The sequence below is a fragment of the Paraburkholderia sp. WS6 genome (genome assembly GCF_030464835.1).
Lineage (GTDB): Bacteria > Pseudomonadota > Gammaproteobacteria > Burkholderiales > Burkholderiaceae > Paraburkholderia > Paraburkholderia madseniana.
In genome coordinates this window covers 19,515-44,813 of sequence record NZ_JALQCK010000032.1, presented here as the reverse complement: position 1 = coordinate 44,813, position 25,299 = coordinate 19,515, and the positions used below count along the sequence as shown (strand labels likewise).

Genomic DNA, 25,299 nt, shown 5'->3' with positions numbered 1-25,299 from the left:
ACGATCTCCTCCACTATGTGCTCTTCCTAACTATGTCGGGCGAGATGGGCGTGACTTCATGTTGGTCCAAAGATTGGGCGCTTCGGAGCGGAACAGCCGAGCTGATTACCCGACATAGTTTTATGACCCTACAGACTGAGAGGTGACTTCGAGAATTCGGACAGTTCGTTGAGTGGAAAAGCTGGGGCGTAGGTTGGCCATAATGGCCGGCAACAAGGAACCTGAAGATGACGAAACGAAACCGACGGACCCACACACCGGAGTTCAAGGCAAAGCTGACCGTAGCGACGTTCAAGGGCGACAAGATGCTGGCAGAGTTGGCCCAGCAATGTGATGTCCACGCCGACCAGATCACGGACTGGAAGAAGCAACTGCAGGAGCGGGTTGCCGATGTGTTCGAAGTGTGCAACGCGGAGCCGGCCGCACCGCCAATCGACGTGAAGGTGCTGCACGCGAAGATCAGACAGTTGACTCTGGAGAATGATTTTTTAGAAAGCGCGCTCAGCACGGCGGGACTGCTGGGCGTACGGCGATGATCGATCGTGATCACGCTCGGCCGGTGACACAGCAGAGCCCGGCTGTTAGGCTTCAACCGGTCGAGTGCCTATTACCAATCGCGAGGGGTCACTCTACCGTGCCACAACCAATCGCGCGCTTCGCACACTGCATATTCCATATGCGCTATCTTGCGTTGACGTTGGGTTCGTCAATCGGATTTGAACTCACCCTTGTGGCTCACCTTATTGAGATCGCTCGAAAAAATGGGGAATATCCAGGCTGCGGAACCTAATTGGCCGCCTTCACCATATCCTCGATCACCTTCTTCGCATCGCCGAACACCATCATCGTCTTGTCCATGTAGAACAGGTCGTTGTCGAGGCCGGCGTAACCCGCCGCCATCGAACGCTTGTTCACGATCACCGTGCGCGCCTTGTACGCCTCGATGATCGGCATGCCCGCGATCGGCGACTTCGGATCGTTCTTCGCCGCCGGGTTCACCACGTCGTTCGCACCGAGCACCAGCACCACGTCGACCTGACCGAACTCGCCGTTGATGTCGTCCATTTCGTAGACCATGTCGTACGGCACTTCGGCTTCGGCGAGCAGCACGTTCATGTGACCCGGCATCCGTCCGGCCACCGGGTGAATCGCGTACTTCACCTCGATGCCCTTCTCCACCAGCTTGTCGGTGAGTTCCTTCAACGCATGCTGGGCACGTGCTACCGCAAGACCATACCCCGGCACGATCACCACGGTTTCGGCATTGCCGAGCATGAACGAAGCATCGTCAGCCGAACCGGATTTCACCGGACGCTGTTCTGCCGACCCACCCGCTGCAGCCGCACCCGCCTCGTTGCCGAAGCCGCCGAGAATCACGTTGAAGAACGAGCGGTTCATCGCACGACACATGATGTACGACAGGATCGCACCCGACGAACCCACCAGCGAGCCCGCGATGATCAGCATCGGATTGTTCAGCGAGAAGCCGATGCCCGCCGCCGCCCAGCCCGAATACGAGTTCAGCATCGACACGACCACCGGCATATCCGCACCGCCAATCGGAATGATGATCAGCACGCCGAGCACGAACGCGATGATCGTCATGATGATGAACGGCAGCCAGGATTGCGTGAGGAAGAAGATCACGCCGAAGCCGAGCATCGCGAGCGCGAGGAACAGGTTGATTAGATGCTGCCCTGCATAGACGACCGGCGCGCCCTGGAACAACCGGAACTTGTACTTGCCCGACAGCTTGCCGAACGCGATCACCGAACCGGAGAACGTAATCGCGCCGACGAACGTGCCGATGAACAGCTCGACGCGATTGCCGTACGGCAGGAAGCCCGGCACCGGATTCTCCGGATCGACCAGACCGAAGGCCGACGGCTCCGATACCACCGCATACGCAATACACACAGCCGCAAGACCGATCAGCGAGTGCATTGCCGCGACCAGCTCCGGCATCTTGGTCATCTCGACGCGAGCCGCGACGAACGCGCCGATCGCACCGCCGACCACCAGCGCGACCAGCAGCAGACCGAGCCCTAACCCAAGATTCGAGCCGAGCGCATTCGCCTGCTTGACGATCAGCGCGATGGTGGTGAGGATCGCAATCGCCATCCCAACCATGCCGAAGGTATTGCCGGTGCGCGCCGTCTTCGGATTCGACAGCCCCTTGAGCGCCTGAATGAAACAGACCGACGCAACCAGATAAAGCAGCGTGACGACGTTCAGACTCATTACGCGTTCTCCTTGGCCGTCTTGTCAGCGATGAGCTTCTTCGGCTCTTTCTTGCGGAACATCTCCAGCATTCGCCTCGTCACCAGAAATCCGCCGAACACGTTCACCGCCGCGAGCGCAACGGCCAGCGTGCCGAAGAACTTGCCGGTGTCACCCACGGTGAGGCCTGCTGCGAGCATCGCGCCGACGATCACGATCGCCGAAATCGCGTTGGTCACGGCCATCAGCGGCGTGTGCAGCGCGGGCGTGACGTTCCAGACGACGTGGTAGCCGACGTAGATCGCCAGCACGAAGATGATCAGGTTGATGACGGTGTGGTTGATGACTTCCATCGCCGTTCTCCTCTATGCCTTGCGCGTGACTTCGCCGTCACGGGCCAGCAGCGTGGCCGCGACGATGTCGTCTGCGAGATCGATGTTCAGGGCGCCTTCCTTGGTGATGATCAGCTTGAGGAAGTCGAGCAGGTTGCGTGCGTAGAGCGATGACGCATCGGCGGGCACCATCGAGGCCAGATTCGTATAGCCGACGATCTGCACGCCATTTCGGGTGACGACCTGGTCCGCTTCGGTCAGCGGGCAGTTGCCGCCGCGCCAGCCTTCGTATTCGGCGCCGCGTCCGGCTGCGAGGTCCACCAGCACGGAGCCCGGTTTCATCGCCTGCACGGTTTCCACCGAGATCAGCGTCGGCGCGGCCCGGCCGGGGATCAGGGCTGTGGAAATCACCACATCTGCCTGCTTCGCCCGTTCGTGGACCAGCGCCGACTGGCGCGCAAGCCAGGAAGGCGGCATCGGCCGCGCGTAGCCGCCGACGCCCTGCGCGGCTTCGCGTTCCTCATCGGTTTCGTACGGGACATCGAGAAATTTGGCGCCGAGCGATTCGATCTGCTCTTTCACCGCCGGACGCACGTCCGAGGCTTCGATCACGGCGCCGAGGCGCTTGGCGGTCGCGATGGCCTGCAGACCGGCCACACCCGCGCCGAGAATCAGCACGCGCGCGGCCTTCACGGTGCCGGCCGCGGTCATCAGCATCGGCATGAAGCGCGGATAGAGCGTGGCGGCCAATAAAACAGCCTTGTAGCCCGCAATATTCGCCTGCGACGACAGCACATCGAGGCTCTGCGCGCGGGTGGTGCGCGGCGCGGCTTCGAGCGCGAACGCGGTGACGCCCGCTGCGGCGAGTTTCAGCGCGTTTTCGGCGTTAAAGGGATCGAGCATGCCGACCAGCGTCGCGCCGCGCTTGAGCAGCGGCAGTTCGGCATCGGTCGGAGACTGGACCTTGAGAACGATATCGGCATCGAAGGCGGTCGACTGGTCGGTCAATTCGGCGCCAGCCACCGCGTAGGCCTCGTCCGGATAGCTGGCTGCCGTGCCGGCCCCTCGCGCGACGCTCACGCGGTGGCCGGCAGCCGTGTATTTCTTGACCGTCTCGGGCGTCGCGGCCACGCGCGCCTCGTTCGCCCGCGTTTCTACAGGTACCCCAATCATCATTTGTCGGTGTCCTCCATATCAAGGCGTGCAGATTGAGATCTGCGGCCGCACGCGTGACTCACATATTCGGATAGTTCGGCCCACCGCCACCTTCAGGCGTCACCCAGACGATGTTCTGCGTGGGGTCCTTGATATCGCAGGTCTTGCAATGCACGCAGTTCTGCGCGTTGATCACAAGCCGCTCACTGCCATCATCGTTCTTCACGAACTCGTACACCGCTGCCGGGCAGTAGCGTGACTCCGGACCGGCATAGGTCTGCCAGTTCACGTTCACCGGCACCGACGGGTCTTTCAGCGTCAGGTGAGCCGGCTGATTCTCTTCGTGGTTGGTGTTCGAAATGAACACTGAAGACAAACGGTCGAACGTAAGCTTGCCATCCGGCTTCGGATAGACAATCTGCTTGCACTGCGAAGCGGGCTTCAGCATCTCGTGATCGGAATGCTGGTGATGCAGCGTCCAGGGCACGTTGCCGCCTAACAGCTTCTGCTCGATGCCGACCATCAGCGTGCCGAGGTACAGGCCCTTGCTCATCCACTGCTTGAAGTTGCGCGCACGATGCAGTTCCGTGTGCAGCCACGAGGTCTTGAACGACTCCGGATAGGCCGTCAGTTCATCGCTGGTGCGGCCTGCCTGCACGGCTTCAAAAGCAGCCTCAGCCGCCAGCATGCCCGTCTTGATCGCCGCGTGCGAACCCTTGATCCGCGACGCGTTCAGGAAGCCCGCATCGTCGCCCACCAGCGCGCCACCCGGGAACACCAGCTTCGGCAGCGACAGCAGGCCGCCCGCGGTGATCGCCCGCGCGCCGTACGACACCCGCTTGCCGCCTTCCAGAATCGCACGGATCGCAGGATGCGTCTTGTAGCGCTGGAATTCCTCGAACGGCGACAGGTACGGATTCGTGTAGCCGAGGCCGACCACAAAGCCCACCACCACTTGGTTGTTGTCCATGTGATAGAGGAACGAGCCGCCGTACGTGTCGTTCTCCAGCGGCCAGCCGGCGGTGTGCATCACCAGACCCGGCTTGTGCTTCGCCGGATCGATTTCCCACAGTTCCTTGATGCCGATACCGTAGACCTGCGGATCGACGCCTTCGCGCAGCTTGAACTTGTCGTTCAGTTGACGGCCCAGATGCCCACGCGCGCCTTCGCAGAAGAGCGTGTACTTCGCGTGCAGTTCCATGCCGATCTGGAAGTTCTCGGTCGGCTCGCCATCCTTGCCGATACCGAGATTGCCGGTGGCGACGCCTTTGACCGAGCCATCGTCGTTATACAGAATCTCAGCAGCCGGAAAGCCCGGGAAAATCTCCACACCGAGCGCTTCAGCCTGCTGACCCAGCCAGCGCGTGACGTTCGCGAGGCTGATCACATAATTGCCGTGATTCTTGAAGCTATCCGGCAGCGCCCAGGTCGGCACGCTCTTCGAGCCGGTTTCCGTCAGGAACAGGAATTTGTCTTCGGTCACGTCCACCGTCAGCGGCGCGCCTTTTTCCTTCCAGCCCGGGATCAGTTCGGTGATGGCGCGCGGATCCATCACCGCGCCCGACAGGATATGAGCCCCGATCTCCGAGCCTTTTTCCAGTACGCACACGCCAAGCTCGACGCCTTTTTCCGCCGCCAACTGCTTCAGGCGGATCGCTGCGGACAGGCCAGCCGGGCCGCCGCCGACGATCACGACGTCGTATTCCATAAACTCCCGCTGACGGTGCTGCGCACCGTTCAAATCATTCGAATTCGTCATCCGTTTCCTTCAATTGCCAATCTTGGTGACGATGCTGCTGGCATGACTGACCCGGCAGCCGAATCGATCAAACGCAGGATTGTTGCTGATTCCCAGATCGCCTCCTTTCACGCACCTACTGCCGACACATTGACTCGTGTTTTTCCACCGTCTTGCCATATTGTTCCCAAGGTGAATTTAAACATCCATTCTGACGTTAGTCCGTCAATAACCTATCCTTCCGGTGCCATTGTGCACGTACGCGCAAGTGTCTGAGTCACGTGACTCCTACCATTATGTCTTATATAAATTTCGCTTAATCCGCTTCCAATCCGAAATTATTATTCAGATGACAATCCATTTCCGATACAAGTCGAAATAGCCAAACCATTCATGGAAACAGGCGAATAGACGCTCCTAAAAAAATTTCAGGAAACACGCAACTGCCACCGTAGTATGCGCATGCGTTCCGAATCGTCTGCTCGTCCGATGATTCACCACCAATACACACCAATATCAGCACCACTGCAGCAACAACGCCCAGTACGCAAATTGCTCCCATGGATCGCTTCATTACCGCCTCCCATCCGATTATCAGGTGTCGTTCAAGTTGCAGCATTGTTTTCCGTTGACTGACAAATCGATTTAATTAAAATGTACGAGTGATTTTCCGAAACGAAACTAACGGATGCCCTCCATCTATCGCTGAGTCTCGTTTGAAATTGGCGCGCATGCAGATGCGCCAATATTGCCCAGGGAGGAGTCGTCTCAGAATGAAAACGATTATGGAGCTTGGCACCGCCACGTCATCGTCGGAACAGACGAATTCACACCAACTGCGATCAACCCGTGAAATGTCTTCAGCGAGCCGCGTTGTCCAGGGCGTACTTGCGCATCTCTCCATTCTTACTGTGTCAATAAAAATAAATACCTGGCACTATGAACTAATATAGAATCCGGGCGATCGCAATGACAGAAGATATTGATGAATTTGAAGCGTATCTCAACCATCTGGCCCACGAGTTAGGACACGCTGATCGCCACGCCGGCCTTAAAGGCTACTGTTCTGGCCTGGTGTTGCCGCTGTCACGAAAGAGCGTCGAGCCGATGGCCGCGCATATTGATCCGCTTCACGCAAGTGCGAAGCATCAGTCGCTCCACCATTTTGTTGCCAAGGCAGAGTGGTCTGACAAGGCGATCATGCAGCGGGTGCGCGAGTGGGTGATGCCCGCGCTAGGCGCGCATGCCGCTGAATAGGCCGGTTACTACTGGATTATTGACGACACAGGTTTTCCGAAGAAGGGCCGCCGCTCGGTGGGGGTCGCACGGCAGTATTGTGGTCGGCTCGGGAAACAGGACAACTGTCCGGTCACAGTGAGTTTATCGATCGCGACGCAACGCGGCAGCCTGCCAATCGCCTACCAGCTGTACGTGCCCAAGGAATGGATTGACGATCGGGAACGTGCCCGTCGCGCGGGCATTCCCGACGATCAGGCCTTCGCAACCAAACCACAGATCGCATTGGCCCAACTGCGCGAGGCTATTGCATCCGGGATTGCGCCGGGCATCGTGCTGGCCGATGCGGGATATGGTGATGAGACGGCCTTTCGGGATGGCGTGAGCGAGTTGGGCTTGATATACGCGGTGGGGATTCGCCCCGCCACCACGGTGTGGGAACCCGGTAAGGCGCCCCTTTCCCCCAAGCCGTGGGGTGGGCGTGGCAAGCCGTCCACGTTGCTGCGCCGTGCGCCCGGCCACGAACCGCTCGCGGTCAAGACGCTGGCGATGCAATTCCCCGCGAACGCTTGGCAAACCGGAACCTGGCGAGAGGGCAGCAACGCGGCACTCTCCTCACGCTTTGCCGCCGTGCGGGTTCGTCCCGCTCATCGCGACTATTGGCGCACTACCCTGCGCGCTGAGGAGTGGTTGCTCATTGAATGGCCCGAAGGCGATACAGAGCCGCTCAAATACTTTCTCAGCACGGCTCCTGAGGAGGCGACGCTCGAACAACTCGTATTTGTGACGAAGATGCGTTGGCGTATCGAACGCGACTATCAGGATCTAAAACAGGAGTTCGGGCTGGGTCACTACGAAGGGCGCGGCTGGCGCGGCTTTCACAACCATGCCACACTGAGTATCGCTGCATATGGGTTTCTGATGGCATGCAGACTCAGGATGGGATCAGGTACCGACGATAAAAAAACTTCGTTGAACGCGCGCTGCCTGTCCTTCCCCCGGATTACATCCCACGCGGCAGTCCAGCGCCCACAACGCCACGTATATAAGAGGGTAAGACTAGAAGACGTCGATCTCGGGCGATAGCTCGTCAGTTTCGAACATGTGTCCGACCGCATCCATCGCAGCCGGGCGGGTTCCGACAATCACAACGCGCAATGGCAGCACCATCCTCACGCCCTCTTGCCCGGAGGTAGTCGCGATCGACCTGCGCGTAATGTCGCCACTTCTCCGGAAGATAGTCCGCTTCAAAGATCCCCAGCCCCACGTAGACTTCGACGCAGGCACCGCAATCGATGCAAATGTTGGGATTTGCATACAACTGTTCGGCGCCGTCGAAATCCTCGTCCGACGCGCTGGGGCTGATGCAGTTGACCGGGCAGGTCTCCACTCACGAGTATTCCGCCATGCGGGGATCGGCAATCATGTGTGGCATCGCTTTTCCCTCGTATCCATCGTGTAACCAGCCATCTCCCGGATCGGCATCGGCCTGCGGAACCCGGCGCCCCCTGCTACGTCGAATATTTACGGCCTGCCGCTTTACACAGAGACCAACTCGTCGATCATCCGGCCACTGTGAGTCAACGCGGCTTGGACTGACGGTTCACCCATTGCCAGTCCTTCCGAGCGCACGACGGTGACATCAGTCAGTCCGATAAAGCCGAGGGCAACACGCAGGTACGTCTCCTGGAAGTTCATCGACTGCGCGGGACCTTCGCTATAGACGCCACCACTGGCCGTGAAGACATAGACCTTCTTGCCACTGACCAGACCGACGGGAGCAGTTTCGGTATAGCGGAACGTCACGCCTGCACGAGTCACGTGATCGATCCATGCCTTCAGCGTCGAGCTGATCGAGAAGTTGTACATCGGCACACCAATCACGATGACGTCGGCAGCGAACAGTTCGTCGACCAGCGTGTCAGACAACGCCACGGTCTTGGCCTGCTCGGGCGACCGCGAGTCGGCCGGTGTGAAAAAGGCACCCATCATCTGCTCGGTCAGATGCGGGACGGGATCGCGAGCCAGATCGCGCGCGACGACCGTATCACCAGGCCGGGCAATCGTCCATTTGCTCACAAATTCGGCCGTGAGCTGACGTGAAACGGAACCCGTGCTTCGGATACTGCTGTCGATGTGAAGTAGCGTCGTCATAAATGGAGACTCCATAAAATTGAATAGTGCAATGTCATCCCGGCACCGGCATTGACCAGTTCACGATGTAGTTCCGAAAGGCCGGCGTTGATCTGGAAAGCTTGCGCATCTCTCGCCTGCGACGGGTGGCCAGTGTCTTTTTCCGAAAGGCCCGATGGCGCAACCACAATGAATCACCACATACGCAGCGCGTGGGGACATGTTATCCAACGCCGTGTTCGACGATTAGCTGCCGTGCCTGGATTTCACTCGTCCACAACCGGCGACAATCATCGCCTCGCCGAGGCCCCGCAAAGCGATGGGCAGCCCGACCGAGGACATTCCTGGCGTCCTGAACGAACAACACTTTCCGCACCGCAATAGACGAATAACGCGCGCGCCCGGCAACCGCAATCCGCGTCCCGACGAACGACCACAGATTCCCATCATTTCTGGACGAGTGAAATCCGTCCTTCATGCCTAGTCGACAGGCCCAGTGACGCTTATATTTTTTTCACGACTCACCTGAGGAATCACCATCAGGTCACGCGGTCGATATTCACATTGAGGGTGCCTGTGATGAATGCGTCAGTCTCGTTCTCTACGCTCCCCGTAGCGCCCGAACCCTTCAGCAGGACCCTGTCAGCCAAATCGGCCAGCTACGAAGTTCCGCGCGCCGCTGTGTGTCAGCGGATCGAGCATACCCGCGCCAAACTGATCCTGGTTCGCGCGCCAGCGGGTTTCGGGAAGACGACAGCAATGGCTCAGGCCCGCAACCACCTTGATCACGCGAATATCCATTCCGCGTGGCTCACACTCGAGCGCGCCGACAACGACCTACCACGCTTCATCAACTGCCTGCGTACGGCGATCGTGCTGTCCGGTTTCGATGAACTTCCGTCGGCCACACCGCTGGAAATCCTGCAGGCGATATCTCGCGAAGTCACCGCCTTCACGTTGTTCCTCGACGATTTCGAGAAACTCGTCGAACTATCTGTCATCGGTCTGGTGCGCGAGCTGATCGAACATCTGCCTCGCAACTGCCAGGTCGTTATCGGTACGCGAGCCGAGCCCGATATCGGCACTGCGCGTCTGCGTGTTCAGGGTGTAATGCTCGAGATCGATACCGAGGATCTGCGCTTTTCGCCGGACGATACGCAGCAATTGTTCGAACTACGACTGAAGCAGCCACCGTCACGCGGTGACGTGATGCGCCTGCACCAAAAAACCGAGGGCTGGGCAGCGGCGCTATCGCTCGCGGCAGTCTCGCTCGCGCGTCATGGCGCACAGAGCGACTTCATCGAGCGCTTTTCGGGCTCGCACCGCGACATGGCAGCTTATCTCGCGGAAGACGTGCTGGCGTATCAGTCCACGGAGATCCGCGAGTTCCTGCTGCGAACCAGCATCCTGCGGCAGCTCAATCCCTCCCTGTGCCAGGCCCTGAATCCGAGACTGGATGCGGACCACATACTGGATCGGCTGGTGAGCACCAACCTTTTCCTCATTCCCGCCGGCGGAGAGGATCGCACCTGGCGTTATCACAGCATGTTCGCAGACTACCTGTGCGCGCAATTGCGTCGCGAGGAGCCCGAGAAGATTCTGCGCCTCCATCTGGCGGCCGCCGGTTGGTACGAGGAGCGGCATCAAATTGTGCCGGCGATCGACCATGCCATCGAAGGAGCGGATCATCCGTATGCGCTATCGCTGCTCGCACAACATGTCGATCATTTTCTGGAGCAAGGTCGCATGCGGTTGCTGGCACGCTGGTTCGAAGCGTTCCAGCCACGCGAACTGGTCATGTACCCGTGTTTGCAGGTCATCGCGGTTTGGGCATTGGCATTCACCAAGGGACCTCGTCAGGCGATGGAGCTGCTGGATCGATCACGTTGCGCTGAAAGTCAGGACCCACAGGTACGCGCACATGTCAACGGTCAACGCCCGATGTTGCTCGCGATGATGGATCGGTTCGAGGACGGCTACACTCTCGGCCAGCAATGCCTCGATAAACTGCCGTCGATCAATGCGTTTGCTGATGGTGTGCTGTGCAATTCGATGGGCCATATCGTTTCGGTCCTCGGCCATCATCGCGAAGCGCACCGCCTGCTCGACACCGCGCGGCGCGTGCAGAACAAGGGCGTGTTCGTTCGTATGCATACGGAATCGACAGAAGGACTCGTCGATCTACAGCTCGGACGCCTGCGTGACGCGACGGCACGCTTTCGCATCGCAATCGGGTCGACCTCCGCGTTCTCATACAACCTGACCAGCGGTAACGCATGGGCTGGTGTGCCCTACGCGGCCTCGGTCTACGAGGCCAACAACGTCCAGGAGGCCGAGCATCTGCTTAGCGTCTATCTGCCGCTGGCGCGTGACGTCGGCCTCCCAGATCACATCATCATGGGCTACCGGATGCGCTCTCGGATTGCATTCCAGCGGGGTGATGTCGACCGTTCGTTACAATTTCTAACCGAACTGGAATACCTCGGCGTTGAACGCCAGTTGGCACGTGTCGTCGCGTCGTCGAGGCTCGAACGCGCCCGGCTGTTGTTGCTGCAGGGCTACGCGGATTTTTCGCGTGAGGAACTCGACCGAAGCGACGACACTGCTCTGTGGCGGCGTGTCGCGCGGCTGAGCCTGCCGGCCAACGACGTCGAAGATGTCGTGATCGGACGCGCGCGCTGGGAAATGCTATTCGGTGATCCGGCTGTCGCGCTGCAGCAGCTTGAGCCGGTACTTGCCGAAGCGCAACAATCGGAGCGCGGCATTCGCGCTCTCAAACTGCGTCTCCTTTCGGCGATCGCACTGCAGCGCAACGGCATGACGCAAGGTGCCGTTGAGATGGCGATGCCCGTATTGCATCACATGTGTCACGAAGGGTTCGTGCGCTCGATTCTGGACGAGGGTGCAGTGCTGATCCCCTTACTCGAGCGCTGTCTCGACGCAACGCAAGGCAGCGGGAGCCAACGCAACACGCCCGTGCTCGCCGAGTATGTGCAGCGACTCCTGCATGCGCTCAATCCGTCACCCGCGGCCGAAGCACCGCCCCCTTCGTCGCGTTGCCCCGGCGGCTTGCTGGAGCCGCTGACACGCAAGGAATTGCGGGTCTTGCAATTGCTTGCTGAAGGCTACTCCAACGCCGCCATGGCGGAAAACCTCTTCGTATCCGACAGCACGATTCGCACCCACTTGCGCAATATCAACAGCAAGTTGAATGCTCGCAGCCGCACCCAAGCCATCGCGATCGCGCGCAAGCTCGGTCTGATGCGCTGAGCCCGGCGCGTCGCAAGATGCGACACCGCCCCTCCGGAGAAACCATTGGTAACCTGCACGCGACCATCCGCGAATCCGATGACCGACTTCGATTCGATGCCAACGCTGGGCGCTATCGCCCGCCACTACGCGCGCTTGCGTCCGACGTCCGTCGCCATGAGCTTCGAGGGAAGAGAGACAAGCTACGATGAATTCAACCGGCATTCGAACCAGGTCGCGCACGCGCTGGCCGTCGCAGGCGCGAAACGGGCCGATCGCATTGCATACGTGGGCAAGAACAGTGACCAATACTTCGAACTCGTGTTTGGCGCCGCGAAAGCGGGCGTCGTGCTGACGCCCGTCGGCTGGCGGCTCACGCCGGCGGAAATGGCTTTTATCATCGAGGATTGCGGCGCATCGATCGTTTTCATCGGAGCGGAGACCATGTCCCAGGTCGAGCAGGCCTTGTCCGGCCTCAAGCGACGTCCCAAAGTAATCGCGATGGACCAGCCCTGTTTATCGCCTCACGAACTCTTCGAGACCTGGCGCGATACAGCCTCGGGCGATGAAGTCGACCTCTGCGTCGACGAGCATGATGTCGCGTTGCAACTCTATACGTCCGGAACCACCGGAAGGCCGAAAGGGGTGATGCTCACCCACGCAAATCTGCTTCGAGGACGTCGCGCGGCGGCCAGGGCACGATTGTCGTGGTTCGCGTGGAAACCTGATGACATCAGTCTTGTCGCAATGCCCGTCGCCCATGTCGGCGGAACCGCGTGGGGAGTCATCGGGCTCTACCATGGTGTGAAGAGCATCATCCTGCGCGAGTTCGATCCTGAAAAAGTGCTCGACTGTGTCAAGCGTGACCGGATTTCACAGCTGTTCATGGTGCCGGCAGCGTTGCAGCTGGTCGCACGGTCGCCAAGGGCGCGCCACATCGACTATTCCGCGCTGAAATGCATTCTCTACGGTGCATCTCCTATGCCGATCGAGCTACTGCGCGAGTGCATCAAACTGTTCGAGTGCGCGTTCTGTCAGCAGTATGGAATGACCGAAACGTCCGGCACCATCGTGTATCTGCCACCCGAGGATCACCACCTTTCCGGCAACGCGCGCATGCGGGGCGCCGGCTTGCCAATGCCGGGGGTCGAGATCAGCATCGTCGATTCGCACGGAAACGCGCTACCACCGAACACTGTCGGCGAAGTCGTGACGCGCTCGGCGGCGAACATGGCCGGCTACTGGCGCAATTCGGAAGCCACCGACGCGGTCGTCGACGCTCAAGGTTGGTTGAGAACCGGCGATGCCGGCTACCTGGATGAAGACGGCTATCTCTACATCCACGATCGCGTGAAGGACATGATCATCTCGGGCGCCGAAAACGTCTATCCTGCTGAGGTCGAGAACGCGATTTACGGGCATCCGCATGTCGTCGAAGTGGCCGTGATCGGCGTACCCGATGAAAAATGGGGCGAGGCGGTCAAAGCGATTGTCGTACCGAAGCCCGGCGTCACCCCGGACCCCGACGGTATCATTGAATTCGCCCGTGCACGTATCGCGGGGTTCAAGGTTCCAAAGAGTATCGATTTCGTCAATGCCCTGCCGAGAAATGCGTCCGGCAAGATTCTGCGGCGGACGCTTCGAGAGCCTTACTGGTTCGGCAGAGATCGTCAAGTCAATTGACGAACATGCTGCGCCGGTTTCGCGCCGGATCGGGTTGTGAAAGTTTTTCAAGCCGCTTCGTTTGTGTCGATTTTGGCAAAGGCCAGTACCATGCCGTCGCGCTCGATCGGAGCGGCAAGCGCGGATAGAACAAGGCACTTCCCAACGATGATGTCAAGCTCCGTACCCTCATCGTCGGGCTCAAGGCGCACAGCCGACTCCTGTTCACCATCGACCAACCCGCCACCATTGGCGCATTGCCGATCGCTGCCTACATGCTGGCGAAGCCAAGAGTGATACTCCTGACGCTGCGATGATCGCCGAGACCGCCCGGTCGATACCGCATACGCTGCGCTCGCTTCGATTGGCCAACGAGCTGCTCGTCGAGATGACCGTGCTGTGCGACTTTGACGACGATCAGAGCCGCTCGACGATCGTCACATTGGCCATGCCGCCACCTTCGCACATCGTCTGGAGGCCATAGCGCTCGCCGCGCTGTTCCAGCGCGTAAATGAGTGTGGTCATCAGTTTCGTACCCGATGCGCCGAGCGGGTGCCCAAGCGAGATCGCCCCCCCGTTGACATTCAGGCGGGCCGGATCCGCATCAAGCTGCTTCAGCCATGCGAGTGGGATGGGCGCAAACGCCTCGTTGACCTCGTACAAGCCGATATCGGAGATTTTCAGTCCCGCTTTCGCGAGGGCGCGCTGCGTTGCCGGAATCGGTGCTTCCAGCATGATTACCGGATCGTGTCCGAACACCGACATGTGATGGATGCGCGCCAGCGGCTTGACGCCCAACAGCTTCAGGCCGCGCTCGCTCACGACCATCACACCAGACGCGCCGTCGCAAACCTGACTCGCGGAAGCTGCGGAAATCCGGCCCCCCTCCTGCAGAAGTTTTACGCTGCCGATGCTGTCGAGCGAAGCGTCGAACCGGATACCCTCGTCAATGACATGCATGTCGTCGCCGGCTGCGGCTTCCGAATCACGAGCTGTCACGCGAACCGGCTCGATCTCCGCTGAAAAGCGTCCCGTGCGCACCGCCTCTGCTGCACGCAAATGACTCTGAAGCGCAAAGCGGTTGAGGTCGTCGCGCGAAAATGCGTACTTCGCTGCGATCATTTCGGCGCCGTCAAACTGACTAAATTCGCGATGATCGTAGCGCTCGCTAACACGCGGGCTGATATACCCGCCCATGCCACTCTTGATTGCCACCGCATTTGCCGATGCGATCGGCACACGCGACATGACTTCCACGCCTGCGGCGATCACGACATCCATCGTCCCGGACATGACGGCCTGAGCGGCGAAGTGCAATGCTTGTTGAGATGAACCGCACTGCCGGTCGACCGAGGTTCCGGGCACTGAAATCGGTAACTTCGAGGCAAGAACAGCATTACGAGCAACGTTCATCGATTGTTCGCCAACCTGACTGACACAACCGACGATCACATCGTCGACCATCGCCGGATCGGCTTCGGAGCGATCGATCAGCGCATCAAGAACCTGGGCGGCGAGGTCGACAGGATGCCAACCCGATAGCCGGCCATTGCGGCGACCGCCAGCGGTACGCACTGCGGCAACGATATATGCTTCAGCCATGCTGGCCTCTCGAGTACGTAAATTGAAAAGACGAGAACGCGCGCCGCGGCCATACGATTCCAAACTTCGATCAGGCGGCTCGCGCGTCGGTCGCCACGCGACCTTGTCCGCAGTATAAAAACTGGAAACCTGGCGGTCGTCGTCGAATACGACGATCTCGCAGCCATCTCGATCATCGCGCGCTCGCGCTGCTCTGCGCCCTATCCGGCGGACGCGAGCGGTTCGATGCTTTTTGCGTCGAGAATCTTCGTCATCGCGAAGTCGATGAATGCGCTTACCGCTCGCGGCAGCTGTCGTCGATCGAGAAAGACGAAGTAGACGCCAACCCGACGGATACCGTACTCGGGAAGCACCTGCACTAGTCGCCCGGCCTCCAGATGCTCGAGCGTGGTCGCGACGGGAAGCAGTGCAATACCGCAACCGCCGAGCGTGGCGTAGATCTGGGACTGAACGCTGTTGACGTGAAACCGCCCCCTGACCGCGACCTCGTGCTCTCCATCTGGTCCTTCGAGACGCCATGTCGTATAACCCGACAGATTCGTCGGGATCGCAATGCAGTCGTGATCCGACAGATCGGACGGCGATTTGGGCATGCCATGCGCGTCGAGGTACGCGGGACTCGCCACTAGTCCGCCGCTGATCCAGCCTATCTGCCGGGCGACCAGATTCGGCTCGATTCCCTTGCCGATCCGCAGCGCCACATCGATTCCTTCGGCGAGCAGATCGGCTCGATTGTCGCTCAGGATGAATTCCAACCGGACTCGCGGATTGGCCATCAGAAACTCGTTCACCCGGTCGATCGGCAGGATAAGAAAGAAATCCGCCGGCGCGGCCACGCGCACCTTCCCGCAGGGATTTGCGTTACCTTCGGAAATCTCCTGGGCAGACTGCGTCACGGATTCGATCTGCGCGGCGCTTTGAGAGAACAGCCTCTGACCCGCATCGGTCAATACAAGCCGGCGCGTCGAGCGCTGCATCAGGCGCGCTCCGAGATCCTGCTCTAGCGCCTGGACCCGCCTGCTCGCGGTGTTCGCCGGCAATCCGAGGCGCCGGGCCGCTTCCGCAAAACTGCCGGCCTTGACGACATTGATGAAGAGCGCCACATCGTTCAGGTCCACCATCGATTGTCTCCATGTTCGTAACAGAGACGTGGCCCCTTTCGATCGGACTGGTACTTCGCGATTTCAAGTAAAGGCATGCCCCTGGTTATTACGTTGCCGTATTGACGGCAAGCGATTTCACCAAGTATGCCCCATCAGGCGTCCGCCGACGACATCGCCGTGCGACGAACGTGCGATCGTGCTTGCTGTCGTTGCGCCAACGGCGGGCGGGCTGTGCCAGAGGCACACCCCGCCCGGAACGACGGTTCAGACGTGGCGGCCACGCCTGACTCGCCGTGGTTCACCATGCAGCACGAACTTCCGGCAAAGCGCGACGACCATCGAGGCTATATGCGCCCGCGCCAAACGCGATGACCTGGACGAGCCCCCCGGCAATGGCGAGATCCTTCAGAAAATGAAACATCTGGTTCTGATCGCCGAACGCGTGATGAAAGAAGAGCGCAGTGAGGATCGAGAACATGGCCAGCAGCGTCGCCACCAGCCGCGTCTGGTAGCCGACGATCAGTAGCAAGCCGCCACCAATCTCGAGTGTCAATGCGACGGCATAACCGAGCATGGGTGCAGGCAATCCGACCGACGCTATATATCCCATGGTCGCACTGGCGGCTACAAGTTTGCCGAACCCGCTGACAAGAAATATGGTGGCCAAGAGAACTCGGCCGACCAACGCAAACGCTTGGTACGAATTGGTTGATAGTGATTTCATGGCGTAGTCCCCAAAGAAGTAATTGAAAGTGAATTGAATCGTGATCCCGATATCCGGGCAATCTGAGACCCTGAAAATGATCGTAGGCACCCCGCGCGAACTGACCGGAGATACCTCCCGGATTTCACTCGTGCAAAATTGAAGTGAATTCCTTTGTGATGCCGTCACCTGATTCGAACAACCGGGGATCGTCTACGGCCAGCGCACCCGGCTGTATCGATGTCAGTGCTCGAGACGGCCATCTGCGTCATCAAAGAAACGCCCGTTACGCTCAGCCATGCTCCGCAGCCGCGGGCTCGGCTCGTATAGCGGTCCAAGTGGCGCCAGGCGTTCGCATGCCTCCACGATCCACCGCGCACCCAACGTGTCGGCATATCGCAACGCGCCGCCCAGATGACGAGGGAATCCCACCCCGAGAACCAGGCTCATGTCAATGTCGCCGGGCGATTCCGCGACCCCCTCCTCAAGGCAGCGCGCGGCCTCGATGATCATCGGCAGCATCATTCGCTGTATGATTTCTTCCACCGGAAAATCACGGACACCGTTCGGCTGCGCCGACACAAGTAACGCATGCGTCTCATCCGCAGGCAGCTTCCGCATGCGACCTTTCTCGTCCGGCTCGTACCGGTAGAATCCGAGTCCACTCTTTTGACCGAGGCGCCCGGCGCCGGCCATCAGCTTGACCGCATGCCGACCGGAAAAATTCATTCGATCGCGATAACCGTCGCTGATGACGTCGATCACATGCGAAGCCGTATCCATGCCGACGACGTCCTGCAAATAGGCCGGTCCCATCGGCCAGCCAAACGCCTCCATCGCCGTGTCGATCGCGACAAAGTCTCCCCCATCACGTACGAGTAAGAGGAAGCCCATGATATAGGCGGCCAGGATCCGATTGACAAGAAATCCCGGACAGTCGGAGACAACCACCGGTGTCTTGCCCATCGACCGCGCAAAGCTGACGACAGTTGCAATGGTCTGCGGCGAGGTTCGCGGTGCACGAATCACTTCGACGAGCGGCATCTGCGGCACCGGGTTGAAGAAATGCATTCCGGCAAAACGCTCCGGGCGAGCCAATGCCGTCGACAGTTCGGCGATCGACAGCGAGGATGTGTTCGACACCAGCACCGCGTCCTCAGGGATTCGCTGCTCCACCTCTGCCAGCACATCGTGCTTCACGCCGAGCTTCTCGACGACGGCCTCAATCACGAGATCCACGCCGTCGAAACCGTCAAAGTCGAGCGTCGGCACGATGCTTTGCTGCACTTTCCGCGCTGCGTCGCCCGACATCCTGCCGCTACCGACCTGCTTCCCGAGCAGCTTCCCGGCTTCGCTCATCCCCAGATCCAGCGCCGTCGGTGCGATATCCTTCATGATGATCGGCGTGCCACGCAATGCGCTCTGGTACGCGATGCCGCCCCCCATGATGCCCGCCCCGAGCACCGCGGCCCTGCGCACCGAATGGGCAACCCGCGCTGCATCGCGGTTTTTTTTCTTCAGCGCCTGCTCGTTGATGAAGATGCCGGTCAACGATGCGGCCGCCTGGGTCTTCGCCAGTTTCGCGAACGTGTCGGCTTCGAGTTCGAGTGCCCCCTCTCGCGCGAGCGGCGCTGCGTCGCCGATCAGCTCGACCGCAGCAAGGGCTGCCGGAAAATGCCTGCCGTAGCGCTTCGCGGCTGTCCTTGCCTGCTCCAGTGCGTCGTTCGATACGTCGCAAGGCGCCAGCCGCGCGCGCCGGCGCGCCATCCACGCATCGGGGCGACCGATCGCCTCGCGCAGGCACGACAGCGCCGTGCTTCGGAGGCTCGGGAGTTCACACACGACGTCGACGACACCGGCCTCCCGTGCGACCGCTATCGTTCTCGTGCCCGCGCCGACGATCCAGTCGAGTGCAACCACTGCGCCGGCAATGCGAGGCAGGCGCACTGTCCCGCCGAATCCCGGCACGATGCCGAGCCCGACCTCGGGGAGTCCAACCTGCGCCGTCGTCGCGGCGACCCTGAAGTCGCTTGTCAGTGCCAGTTCCAGGCCACCACCGAGCGCCGCACCGTTGATGGCCGACACACTCGGAAACGGCACATCTTCCAGACGGGTGAAGATCGCACTGCATGCAGCATCCCAGGCGCGCAACTCGGCTTCGGGCAGGCAAAACGTTCTCGAGAATTCGGAGATATCGGCGCCGACAATGAAAGAATCCTTGGCGCTCGTGACGATGAGTCCGCGGATATCGTCGGCGGCGTACAAGGCGTCAAGCGCAGCCTCAAGCTCCTCAAGCGCCGCCCGATCCAGCACATTGACCGTCTGCCCCCGACGATCGAAGCACAGCTCCGCCACACCGTCTTCCAGACGTGTGACGCACAAAATTTTCCCTTCCCAAATCATGCCGATGTCCTTTTGCCGGTTGATTCAACACGACCAACGCCGCGCTTCCGCACGCCAGCAGCGCGCCTCCGTCGGGTCATCGCGATCTCGTCGCGGACCCCAATCGGGCGCGGCCGCCAGCGTTCAGTCCACGAGTCGCGCCAGCACCTGCTGCAATCGAGTGCGACATTCGGCGACCATCCGCTCGATGAGGGCTTCGCATGTCGGAATGTCGTGGATCAGCCCGATCACCTGGCCCGCCGTGATGATGCCGCCGTCGATATCACCTTTCGCAAGCGCGACCTTGCCGCGCGCACCGGCCACCAGCGGGTGAATGTCCTTGAACTCGCAACCGCCCGGCCCGCGCTCGATGGCGACGACCTCATCGGCAACGGCATTCTTGAACACGCGCGCGGTATTGTTCAGCGTCCGGAAGATCAACTGCGTGTCCCGTTCCGTTGCCCGAACGAGCGCGTCCTTGATATGCGGATGAATTGGAGCCTCGACCGTCGCGCAAAAGCGCGTCCCCATGTTGACGCCTTGCGCGCCGAGCATGAATGCGGCCGCCATGCCCCGTCCGTCTCCTATGCCCCCCGACGCGACCACCGGAATCTCGAGCGCCTGAACGGCGCGCGGGATCAGGATCAGCCCCGACACATCGTCCTCGCCGGGATGACCCGCGCACTCGAAGCCGTCTATGCTCACAATGTCGACGCCGTTGCGTTGCGCGGACAATGCATGTCTGACGGTCGTGCACTTGTGGATGATGACGCCGCCGGCGGCCTTGATCTTTTCAACGAACGCTTTCGGGCTGTTGCCCGCAGTTTCGATGATCCTGACGCCCGCCTGCAACGCGGCATCCAGGTAGGCCTCGTATGGTGGCGGGCTCGCTGCTGGCAGGATCGTCAGGTTCACTGCGAACGGTCGCGATGTCATCGCGCGGCAGCGTTTGATTTCGGCCGCCAGCGCATCCGGTGTCGGCTGAGTGAGTGCGGTGAGCGTGCCGAGACCGCCGGCATTAGACACCGCCGAGGCCATCTCCGCGGTTCCCACCCACATCATCCCGCCCTGGACGATCGGGTAGCGAATACCCAAAATTTCGGTGACACGCGTCCTCATTGCTTGTGTTTCCTGTCGTCGAGTCCCAGGTCGCGACCAATGATCTCTTTCATGATTTCATTGGTGCCCGCAAAAATCCGTGATACGCGCGCATCGGCGAACATCCGCGCGATGCGGTACTCCTCCATGTAGCCGGCACCGCCATGGAACTGCACACACGTATCGATCACCCGGTTCTCGAGGTCGGTCGCAAGAAGCTTCGCCTCCGATGCCATGACAGCCGTGAGCGCCCCCGCGTTCGCTTCCATCACGCAGTGATCGACCAGCGCCTGCGCGGCATCGAGCTGCGCCCGCATCCCGGCCATCTCGAAACGAAGGTGCTGGAACGATCCGAGCGACCGGCCGAACGCTTTCCTTTCTTTGATGAAGTCGAGCGTGATGTCGAACGCCACCTGCGCGTGCGCAATCGACCCGATGGCGACCTGCAGGCGCTCCTCCGCAAGCAGTTCCGACATGTAGACGAAACCCTTGGTCGGGTCGCCCAGGACATGGCTCTTGGATACCCTCACATCGTCGAAGAACAGCTCCGCCGTGTCTTGCGCATGCAAGCCGATCTTCCGCAGCCTGTTGCCGCGCCTGAATCCCGGCATGCCCGCATCAACAATGAACAGGCCGATTCCGTGACGGCTTCCAGGCACGGTCCTCGCGGCGACGATGACCACGTCGGCCAGACTGCCATTCGAGATGTACGTCTTCGCGCCGTTGAGCAGCCAATGGTCGCCCATGTCCTGTGCGCGCGACGTCATGCCGGCGAGATCGCTTCCCGCTCCTGGCTCCGTCATCGCGATCGCGAGAATCTCTTCGCCACGGATTGCGGGCGGCAGATAGCGCGCCTTCTGCTCGTCCGTTCCGAACGTGCCGAGATATGGCGCGACGACGCGTGAGTGAAGGTTGATGTAAAAGCCGAGTTCGCCGTGGCGAACGTTCTCCTCGTACAGGATTTGTTCGAAGCGCAGATCGGTCAGGTCCAGTCCCCCGTAAATCTCCGGTGCCCACATGAGCAGATAGCCCTGCTCACCCGCCTTCCGAAAGGCTTGGCGATCGACGAAGCCTTGTTCGCGCCAACGTTCGGCGTGCGGGCCGATTTCCCCCTGAAAAAAGCGGCTGACCGTGTCCCGGAACGCGAGATGATCCGCGTCGAAATGAGTGCGTCGCATGTTCAAGTACCCTCGCGCTAAGTCGTTACGCCGGTTGCGCAAAAAACGGCTCGTTCGCGTTTGCGCGTCTGCGCAACCATTCCGACGGCTGGAAGCGTTCGCCAAACTGCAACGCAAACCCGTCGCACTCTGCGACAAACGTGCTCAGGCCGATCGTCTCGATCAGCGACAGTGTGCCCCCCGTCCATGTCGGAAACCCGAGCCCCATCACGGCACCGATATCCGCGTTGGCCGCGTCCGTCAGGACGCCTTCCTCGATGCAGCGGGCGGCTTCGAGCGCCTGAATATAGAGCAGCCGCCGCTTGACCTCCTCGACGGAAGGCTGCCGCTCCAACAGCGGGTAAAGTTCACTCAGGCCATTCCACAAGTGCTTTTTCGCACCCTGCGGATAGTCATAGAACCCCATTCCCGCCTTGCGGCCAAGACGACCCATGGATGTCAGCTTCTCGACGACCGGAGCGGCGTGCTGCCGCAGGCAGCGATCGGGCAGACCGTCCGCGATTGCCTGGTCGATGACCTGCTTCTGAAGTTCGAGCGAGACCTCGTCGGTCACGGCAAGCGGCCCTGTCGCCATCCCGGCCTGTCTCGCGGCGTTTTCGATGAGCGCGGGCGCCACGCCTTGCGCCAGCATCGCCATGCCTTCATCAACAAACGCGCAGAAAATCCGGCTCGTATAGAAGCCCGGGCTGTCGTTCACGACGATTGGAGTCTTGCGGAGCTGCTTGATGAACCCGAGCGCACGCGCGAGGGTCGACTCCGACGTGTCTCGCCCCACGATGACTTCGACGAGCTGCATGCGCTCCACCGGCGAGAAGAAGTGGATGCCGATGAGCTGCCCGGGGCGCATGCTGTGTTGGGCGAGCCCCGTGATCCGCAACGTCGAGGTGTTGCTCGCGAATACGGCCGATTTCGGCAGAACCGCCTCTGCCTTCCGGATCACGTCAGCTTTGATCTCGCGATTCTCAAAGACGGCTTCGACCACCAGGTCGCAGTCCGCGACAGATGCGAATGCATCCGAAGGTGTGATGCGCGCGAGTACGTCAGACGCGGCCTGTTCGCTGCGCCGCCCCTTCGCCACCTCCTTCGCGAGCAGCGCGGCGCAACGTGCCTTGCCTTGCTCGGCGGCCGCCTGACTCGCGTCCAGCAGCACCACGTCGATTCCCGATACGGCGGCCGCATAGGTAATGCCACTGCCCATCATGCCGGCCCCCAGCACGCCGAGTTTTACGACTTTCTCGTCGGGAAGGCCCGGTCGTCCGACGCCTTTGTCCGCGGCCAGCTTGTTGACGAACAGTGTACGCATCAGATTACGGGCCACCGATCCGGCAAGGAGGCTGCCGAAATAGCTTGCCTCGACCCGCAGTGCCGCGTCGAGCGGTAACTGCGTTCCTTCATAGACGCAGGACTGGATCGCGCCGGGCGCCGGATAGTTGTCCCGCGTCGCCGCGCGCTGCGCCGCGACGCCCAACCCGAACGTCTTTGCCGCGTGCGGCGCGAGCGCGCCTGCGCCGCCGGGCACCTTGAATCCCTTGACGTCCCATGGCTGACACGCGGCAGGATGGGCGAGCACCCATTCGCGCGCGGTCGCGTACACGAGATCCCGAGCGACCACCTTGTCGACGAGCCCCATTCGCAGCGCGTCCACCGGCCCGACATGGCGCCCGTCGAGCAGCAACGGTATCGCGCGTTCGATCCCGATCAGCCGGGGCAGGCGCTGGGTTCCGCCCGCTCCCGGCAGCAGTCCCACTGTCACCTCGGGAAGCCCCACCACGGCCTTCGGATCGTCGACCAGGACGCGATAGTGGCACGCAAGGCACAGTTCATAACCGCCGCCCAGCGCCAGTCCGTTGATTGCCGCCGCGACCGGTTTGCCGCTGGTCTCGAGGCTGCGGAAGATCTGCGACGCATGCAGCGTCATGTCGCGCGCCGCCTGCGCCGATACGCGCCGATCATGCGCGGTCGCGAAGTCCTTGAGGTCCGCGCCCGCTATAAACCCGCTTGCCTTGGCCGAGGTCAGGATCGCACCTCGAATGTCGTCGCGCGTGCGGATCGCTTCCACGACGCTCGCCAGGTCCGCCAGCAGTTCTGGAACGAAGACGTTTATCGTCCGCCCCGGTACGTCGATGCCAACCCGCGCGATGCCGTCTGCGTCGATCTCGAAGTCGATGGTTTTCATGATAGTCGCTCAGATGCGTTCGATGATCGTGGCCGTCGCCTGCCCTGCGGCGGCGCACAGCGTGACGAGGCCGATATTGAGGTCGCGCCGCTCCAGCTCGTCAAGCAGCGTACCGAGCAGCATTGCGCCCGTCGCGCCAAGCGGGTGACCGAGCGCGATCGCCCCGCCGCTGACGTTGACCCGTTCGAACGGGATGTCGAACGTCTGCATGTAGCACATCGGCACCACGGCGAACGCTTCGTTGATTTCGAACAGGTCGATATCGTCGACGGTCATGCCCAGCCGCGACAGCAATTTTTCCGTCACAGGCATCGGCCCACCCAGGCTCAGCAACGGCTCCGACGCACCCGACGCGTAGCCGCGAATCCGCGCGCGCGGCCTCAGACCGTTCCGCTCGCCAAACGCCCGGTTGCCGAGCAGGACGGCGCACGCGCCATCGACGATGCCACTCGAATTGCCGCTTGTATGGATGTGGTCAATCTTCTCGAGATGCGGGTAGCGCTGCTGGGCAATCGCGTCATACCCTGCTTCGCCCAGCTCCGCGAATGCGGGCGCCAGTTTCGCGAGGTCGGCCACCGTGATCCCCGGGCGAATCGCTTCGTCATGGGCCAGGACGGGCTCTCCCAATACGTCGCGCACGACAGTGAGTGACGCGGCGAAATGGCCCGAGCTGCGTGCCAGATCGGCCCTACGCTGACTCTCCGCCGCATAGCTGTCGACGTCGCCGCGTGAGAATCCGCCGAGAGCGGCCATGAGATCGGCTGCCACGCCATTGGGCATGTACGGAAATTGATGTGCCAGTCGAGGATCCGTGTAACAGGCGCCGCCGTCCGATCCGATCGGAACCCGCGACATCGACTCCACGCCCCCGCCAATCGCGGCATCAGCGTGACCAGCCTGGATCACGCCGGCTGCCTGATTGACGGCGTCAAGAGCGGACGTGCAGAATCGGTTGATCTGGTAGCCGGCGAGGTGTTCCCCGTACCCTGCGTTGAGCAGCGCGAAACGCGTCAGGTCCGCACCCTGTTCACCGACTGGCATCACGATACCGAGGCCGACGTCGTCGATCTGGTGCGTATCGAGCCGATTCCGCTCCTTCAGAGCGATCAACACCTGACTCGCCAACTCGACCGGCGTGATCGCATGCAAGGCGCCGCCGGCACGCCCGCGACCACGCGGCGTACGAACATGGTCATAAATCAACGATTCGATCATAGTAGTTCTCATCCATGCGGTGAACATCGCATCAGCGTGCGTGGCCGTGAGGCGCATGTACCGCACGCTTGCGAGCCTTCCTGCACACAATGCGCTTGCGCCAATACGGCCGGGTTG

16 protein-coding genes and 3 pseudogenes are annotated in these 25,299 nt (G+C 60.9%); 5 read left to right on the top strand and 14 right to left on the bottom strand.

The window, feature by feature from the left end:
* Window positions 1-227: 227 nt before the first annotated feature.
* Window positions 228-611 (top strand): annotated as a pseudogene (locus M0D64_RS30570) (transposase); the annotation flags it as partial.
* Between the two features lie 175 nt (window positions 612-786).
* On the opposite strand, the gene M0D64_RS30565 reads toward M0D64_RS30570, so the two are convergent.
* The 5 genes from M0D64_RS30565 to M0D64_RS30545 all read right to left on the bottom strand — a co-directional run bounded on the left by M0D64_RS30565 (window position 787) and on the right by M0D64_RS30545 (window position 6,064).
* Window positions 787-2,241, bottom strand: a complete 1,455-nt coding sequence (locus M0D64_RS30565; RefSeq protein ID WP_266260514.1) for an NAD(P)(+) transhydrogenase (Re/Si-specific) subunit beta — start codon at window positions 2,239-2,241, stop codon at window positions 787-789.
* Complete coding sequence (locus M0D64_RS30560) at window positions 2,241-2,573, bottom strand: NAD(P) transhydrogenase subunit alpha (protein WP_028198874.1); 333 nt, start codon at window positions 2,571-2,573, stop codon at window positions 2,241-2,243. The genes M0D64_RS30565 and M0D64_RS30560 overlap by 1 nt, the downstream gene beginning before the upstream one ends.
* Window positions 2,574-2,585: 12 nt before the next feature.
* Window positions 2,586-3,728 (bottom strand): Re/Si-specific NAD(P)(+) transhydrogenase subunit alpha, encoded by a 1,143-nt coding sequence (locus tag M0D64_RS30555; RefSeq protein ID WP_266260513.1) that lies wholly within the window; start codon window positions 3,726-3,728, stop codon window positions 2,586-2,588.
* Between the two features lie 58 nt (window positions 3,729-3,786).
* Window positions 3,787-5,466 (bottom strand): electron transfer flavoprotein-ubiquinone oxidoreductase, encoded by a 1,680-nt coding sequence (locus M0D64_RS30550; RefSeq protein WP_266260512.1) that lies wholly within the window; start codon window positions 5,464-5,466, stop codon window positions 3,787-3,789.
* A 370-nt stretch (window positions 5,467-5,836) separates the two neighbouring features.
* Entirely contained in the window at window positions 5,837-6,064 is a 228-nt protein-coding gene (locus tag M0D64_RS30545) for a hypothetical protein (protein WP_266260511.1), read from the bottom strand.
* Window positions 6,065-6,414: 350 nt separating this feature from the next.
* On the opposite strand from M0D64_RS30545, the pseudogene M0D64_RS30540 reads away from it, so the two are divergent.
* Window positions 6,415-7,730, top strand: a pseudogene (locus M0D64_RS30540) (IS701 family transposase).
* Between the two features lie 490 nt (window positions 7,731-8,220).
* Here the strand turns inward: M0D64_RS30540 and M0D64_RS30535 are convergent.
* On the bottom strand, window positions 8,221-8,835 hold the full coding sequence (locus tag M0D64_RS30535) for an FMN-dependent NADH-azoreductase (RefSeq protein ID WP_172166795.1): 615 nt from the start codon (window positions 8,833-8,835) through the stop codon (window positions 8,221-8,223).
* Between the two features lie 738 nt (window positions 8,836-9,573).
* Between M0D64_RS30535 and M0D64_RS30530 the strand changes: the two genes are divergently transcribed.
* The 3 genes and pseudogenes from M0D64_RS30530 to M0D64_RS30520 form a co-directional block, all read left to right on the top strand.
* A complete protein-coding gene (locus M0D64_RS30530) occupies window positions 9,574-12,084 on the top strand; it encodes a LuxR C-terminal-related transcriptional regulator (RefSeq protein WP_266260509.1) in 2,511 nt (836 codons plus the stop codon).
* 78 nt (window positions 12,085-12,162) lie between these two features.
* Window positions 12,163-13,746 (top strand): fatty acid--CoA ligase, encoded by a 1,584-nt coding sequence (locus tag M0D64_RS30525; RefSeq protein WP_266260508.1) that lies wholly within the window; start codon window positions 12,163-12,165, stop codon window positions 13,744-13,746.
* A gap of 5 nt (window positions 13,747-13,751) precedes the next feature.
* Window positions 13,752-14,143 (top strand): annotated as a pseudogene (locus M0D64_RS30520) (transposase); the annotation flags it as partial.
* Here M0D64_RS30520 and M0D64_RS30515 read toward each other — a convergent pair.
* From M0D64_RS30515 to M0D64_RS30480, 8 genes are all read right to left on the bottom strand, one after another.
* Complete coding sequence (locus M0D64_RS30515; RefSeq protein WP_266260507.1) at window positions 14,143-15,327, bottom strand: acetyl-CoA C-acetyltransferase; 1,185 nt, start codon at window positions 15,325-15,327, stop codon at window positions 14,143-14,145. The pseudogene M0D64_RS30520 and the gene M0D64_RS30515 sit on opposite strands and share 1 nt — an antisense overlap.
* Window positions 15,328-15,527: 200 nt before the next feature.
* A complete protein-coding gene (locus M0D64_RS30510) occupies window positions 15,528-16,448 on the bottom strand; it encodes a LysR family transcriptional regulator (RefSeq protein WP_266260505.1) in 921 nt (306 codons plus the stop codon).
* Between the two features lie 280 nt (window positions 16,449-16,728).
* Window positions 16,729-17,154 carry a DoxX family protein gene (locus tag M0D64_RS30505; protein ID WP_266260568.1) on the bottom strand — a complete coding sequence of 142 codons (426 nt, stop codon included), beginning with the start codon at window positions 17,152-17,154 and terminating at the stop codon, window positions 16,729-16,731.
* A 222-nt stretch (window positions 17,155-17,376) separates the two neighbouring features.
* Window positions 17,377-19,536 carry a fatty acid oxidation complex subunit alpha FadB gene (gene fadB / locus M0D64_RS30500; RefSeq protein WP_266260504.1) on the bottom strand — a complete coding sequence of 720 codons (2,160 nt, stop codon included), beginning with the start codon at window positions 19,534-19,536 and terminating at the stop codon, window positions 17,377-17,379.
* A 123-nt stretch (window positions 19,537-19,659) separates the two neighbouring features.
* A complete protein-coding gene (locus M0D64_RS30495; protein WP_266260503.1) occupies window positions 19,660-20,634 on the bottom strand; it encodes a nitronate monooxygenase family protein in 975 nt (324 codons plus the stop codon).
* Window positions 20,631-21,791 carry an acyl-CoA dehydrogenase family protein gene (locus M0D64_RS30490; protein ID WP_266260502.1) on the bottom strand — a complete coding sequence of 387 codons (1,161 nt, stop codon included), beginning with the start codon at window positions 21,789-21,791 and terminating at the stop codon, window positions 20,631-20,633. Before M0D64_RS30490 ends, M0D64_RS30495 begins: the two co-directional genes overlap by 4 nt.
* Before the next feature lie 25 nt (window positions 21,792-21,816).
* Window positions 21,817-23,967, bottom strand: a complete 2,151-nt coding sequence (locus tag M0D64_RS30485; protein ID WP_266260501.1) for a 3-hydroxyacyl-CoA dehydrogenase NAD-binding domain-containing protein — start codon at window positions 23,965-23,967, stop codon at window positions 21,817-21,819.
* Window positions 23,968-23,976: 9 nt separating this feature from the next.
* Window positions 23,977-25,182 carry an acetyl-CoA C-acetyltransferase gene (locus M0D64_RS30480; RefSeq protein WP_266260500.1) on the bottom strand — a complete coding sequence of 402 codons (1,206 nt, stop codon included), beginning with the start codon at window positions 25,180-25,182 and terminating at the stop codon, window positions 23,977-23,979.
* Window positions 25,183-25,299 lie beyond the last annotated feature (117 nt).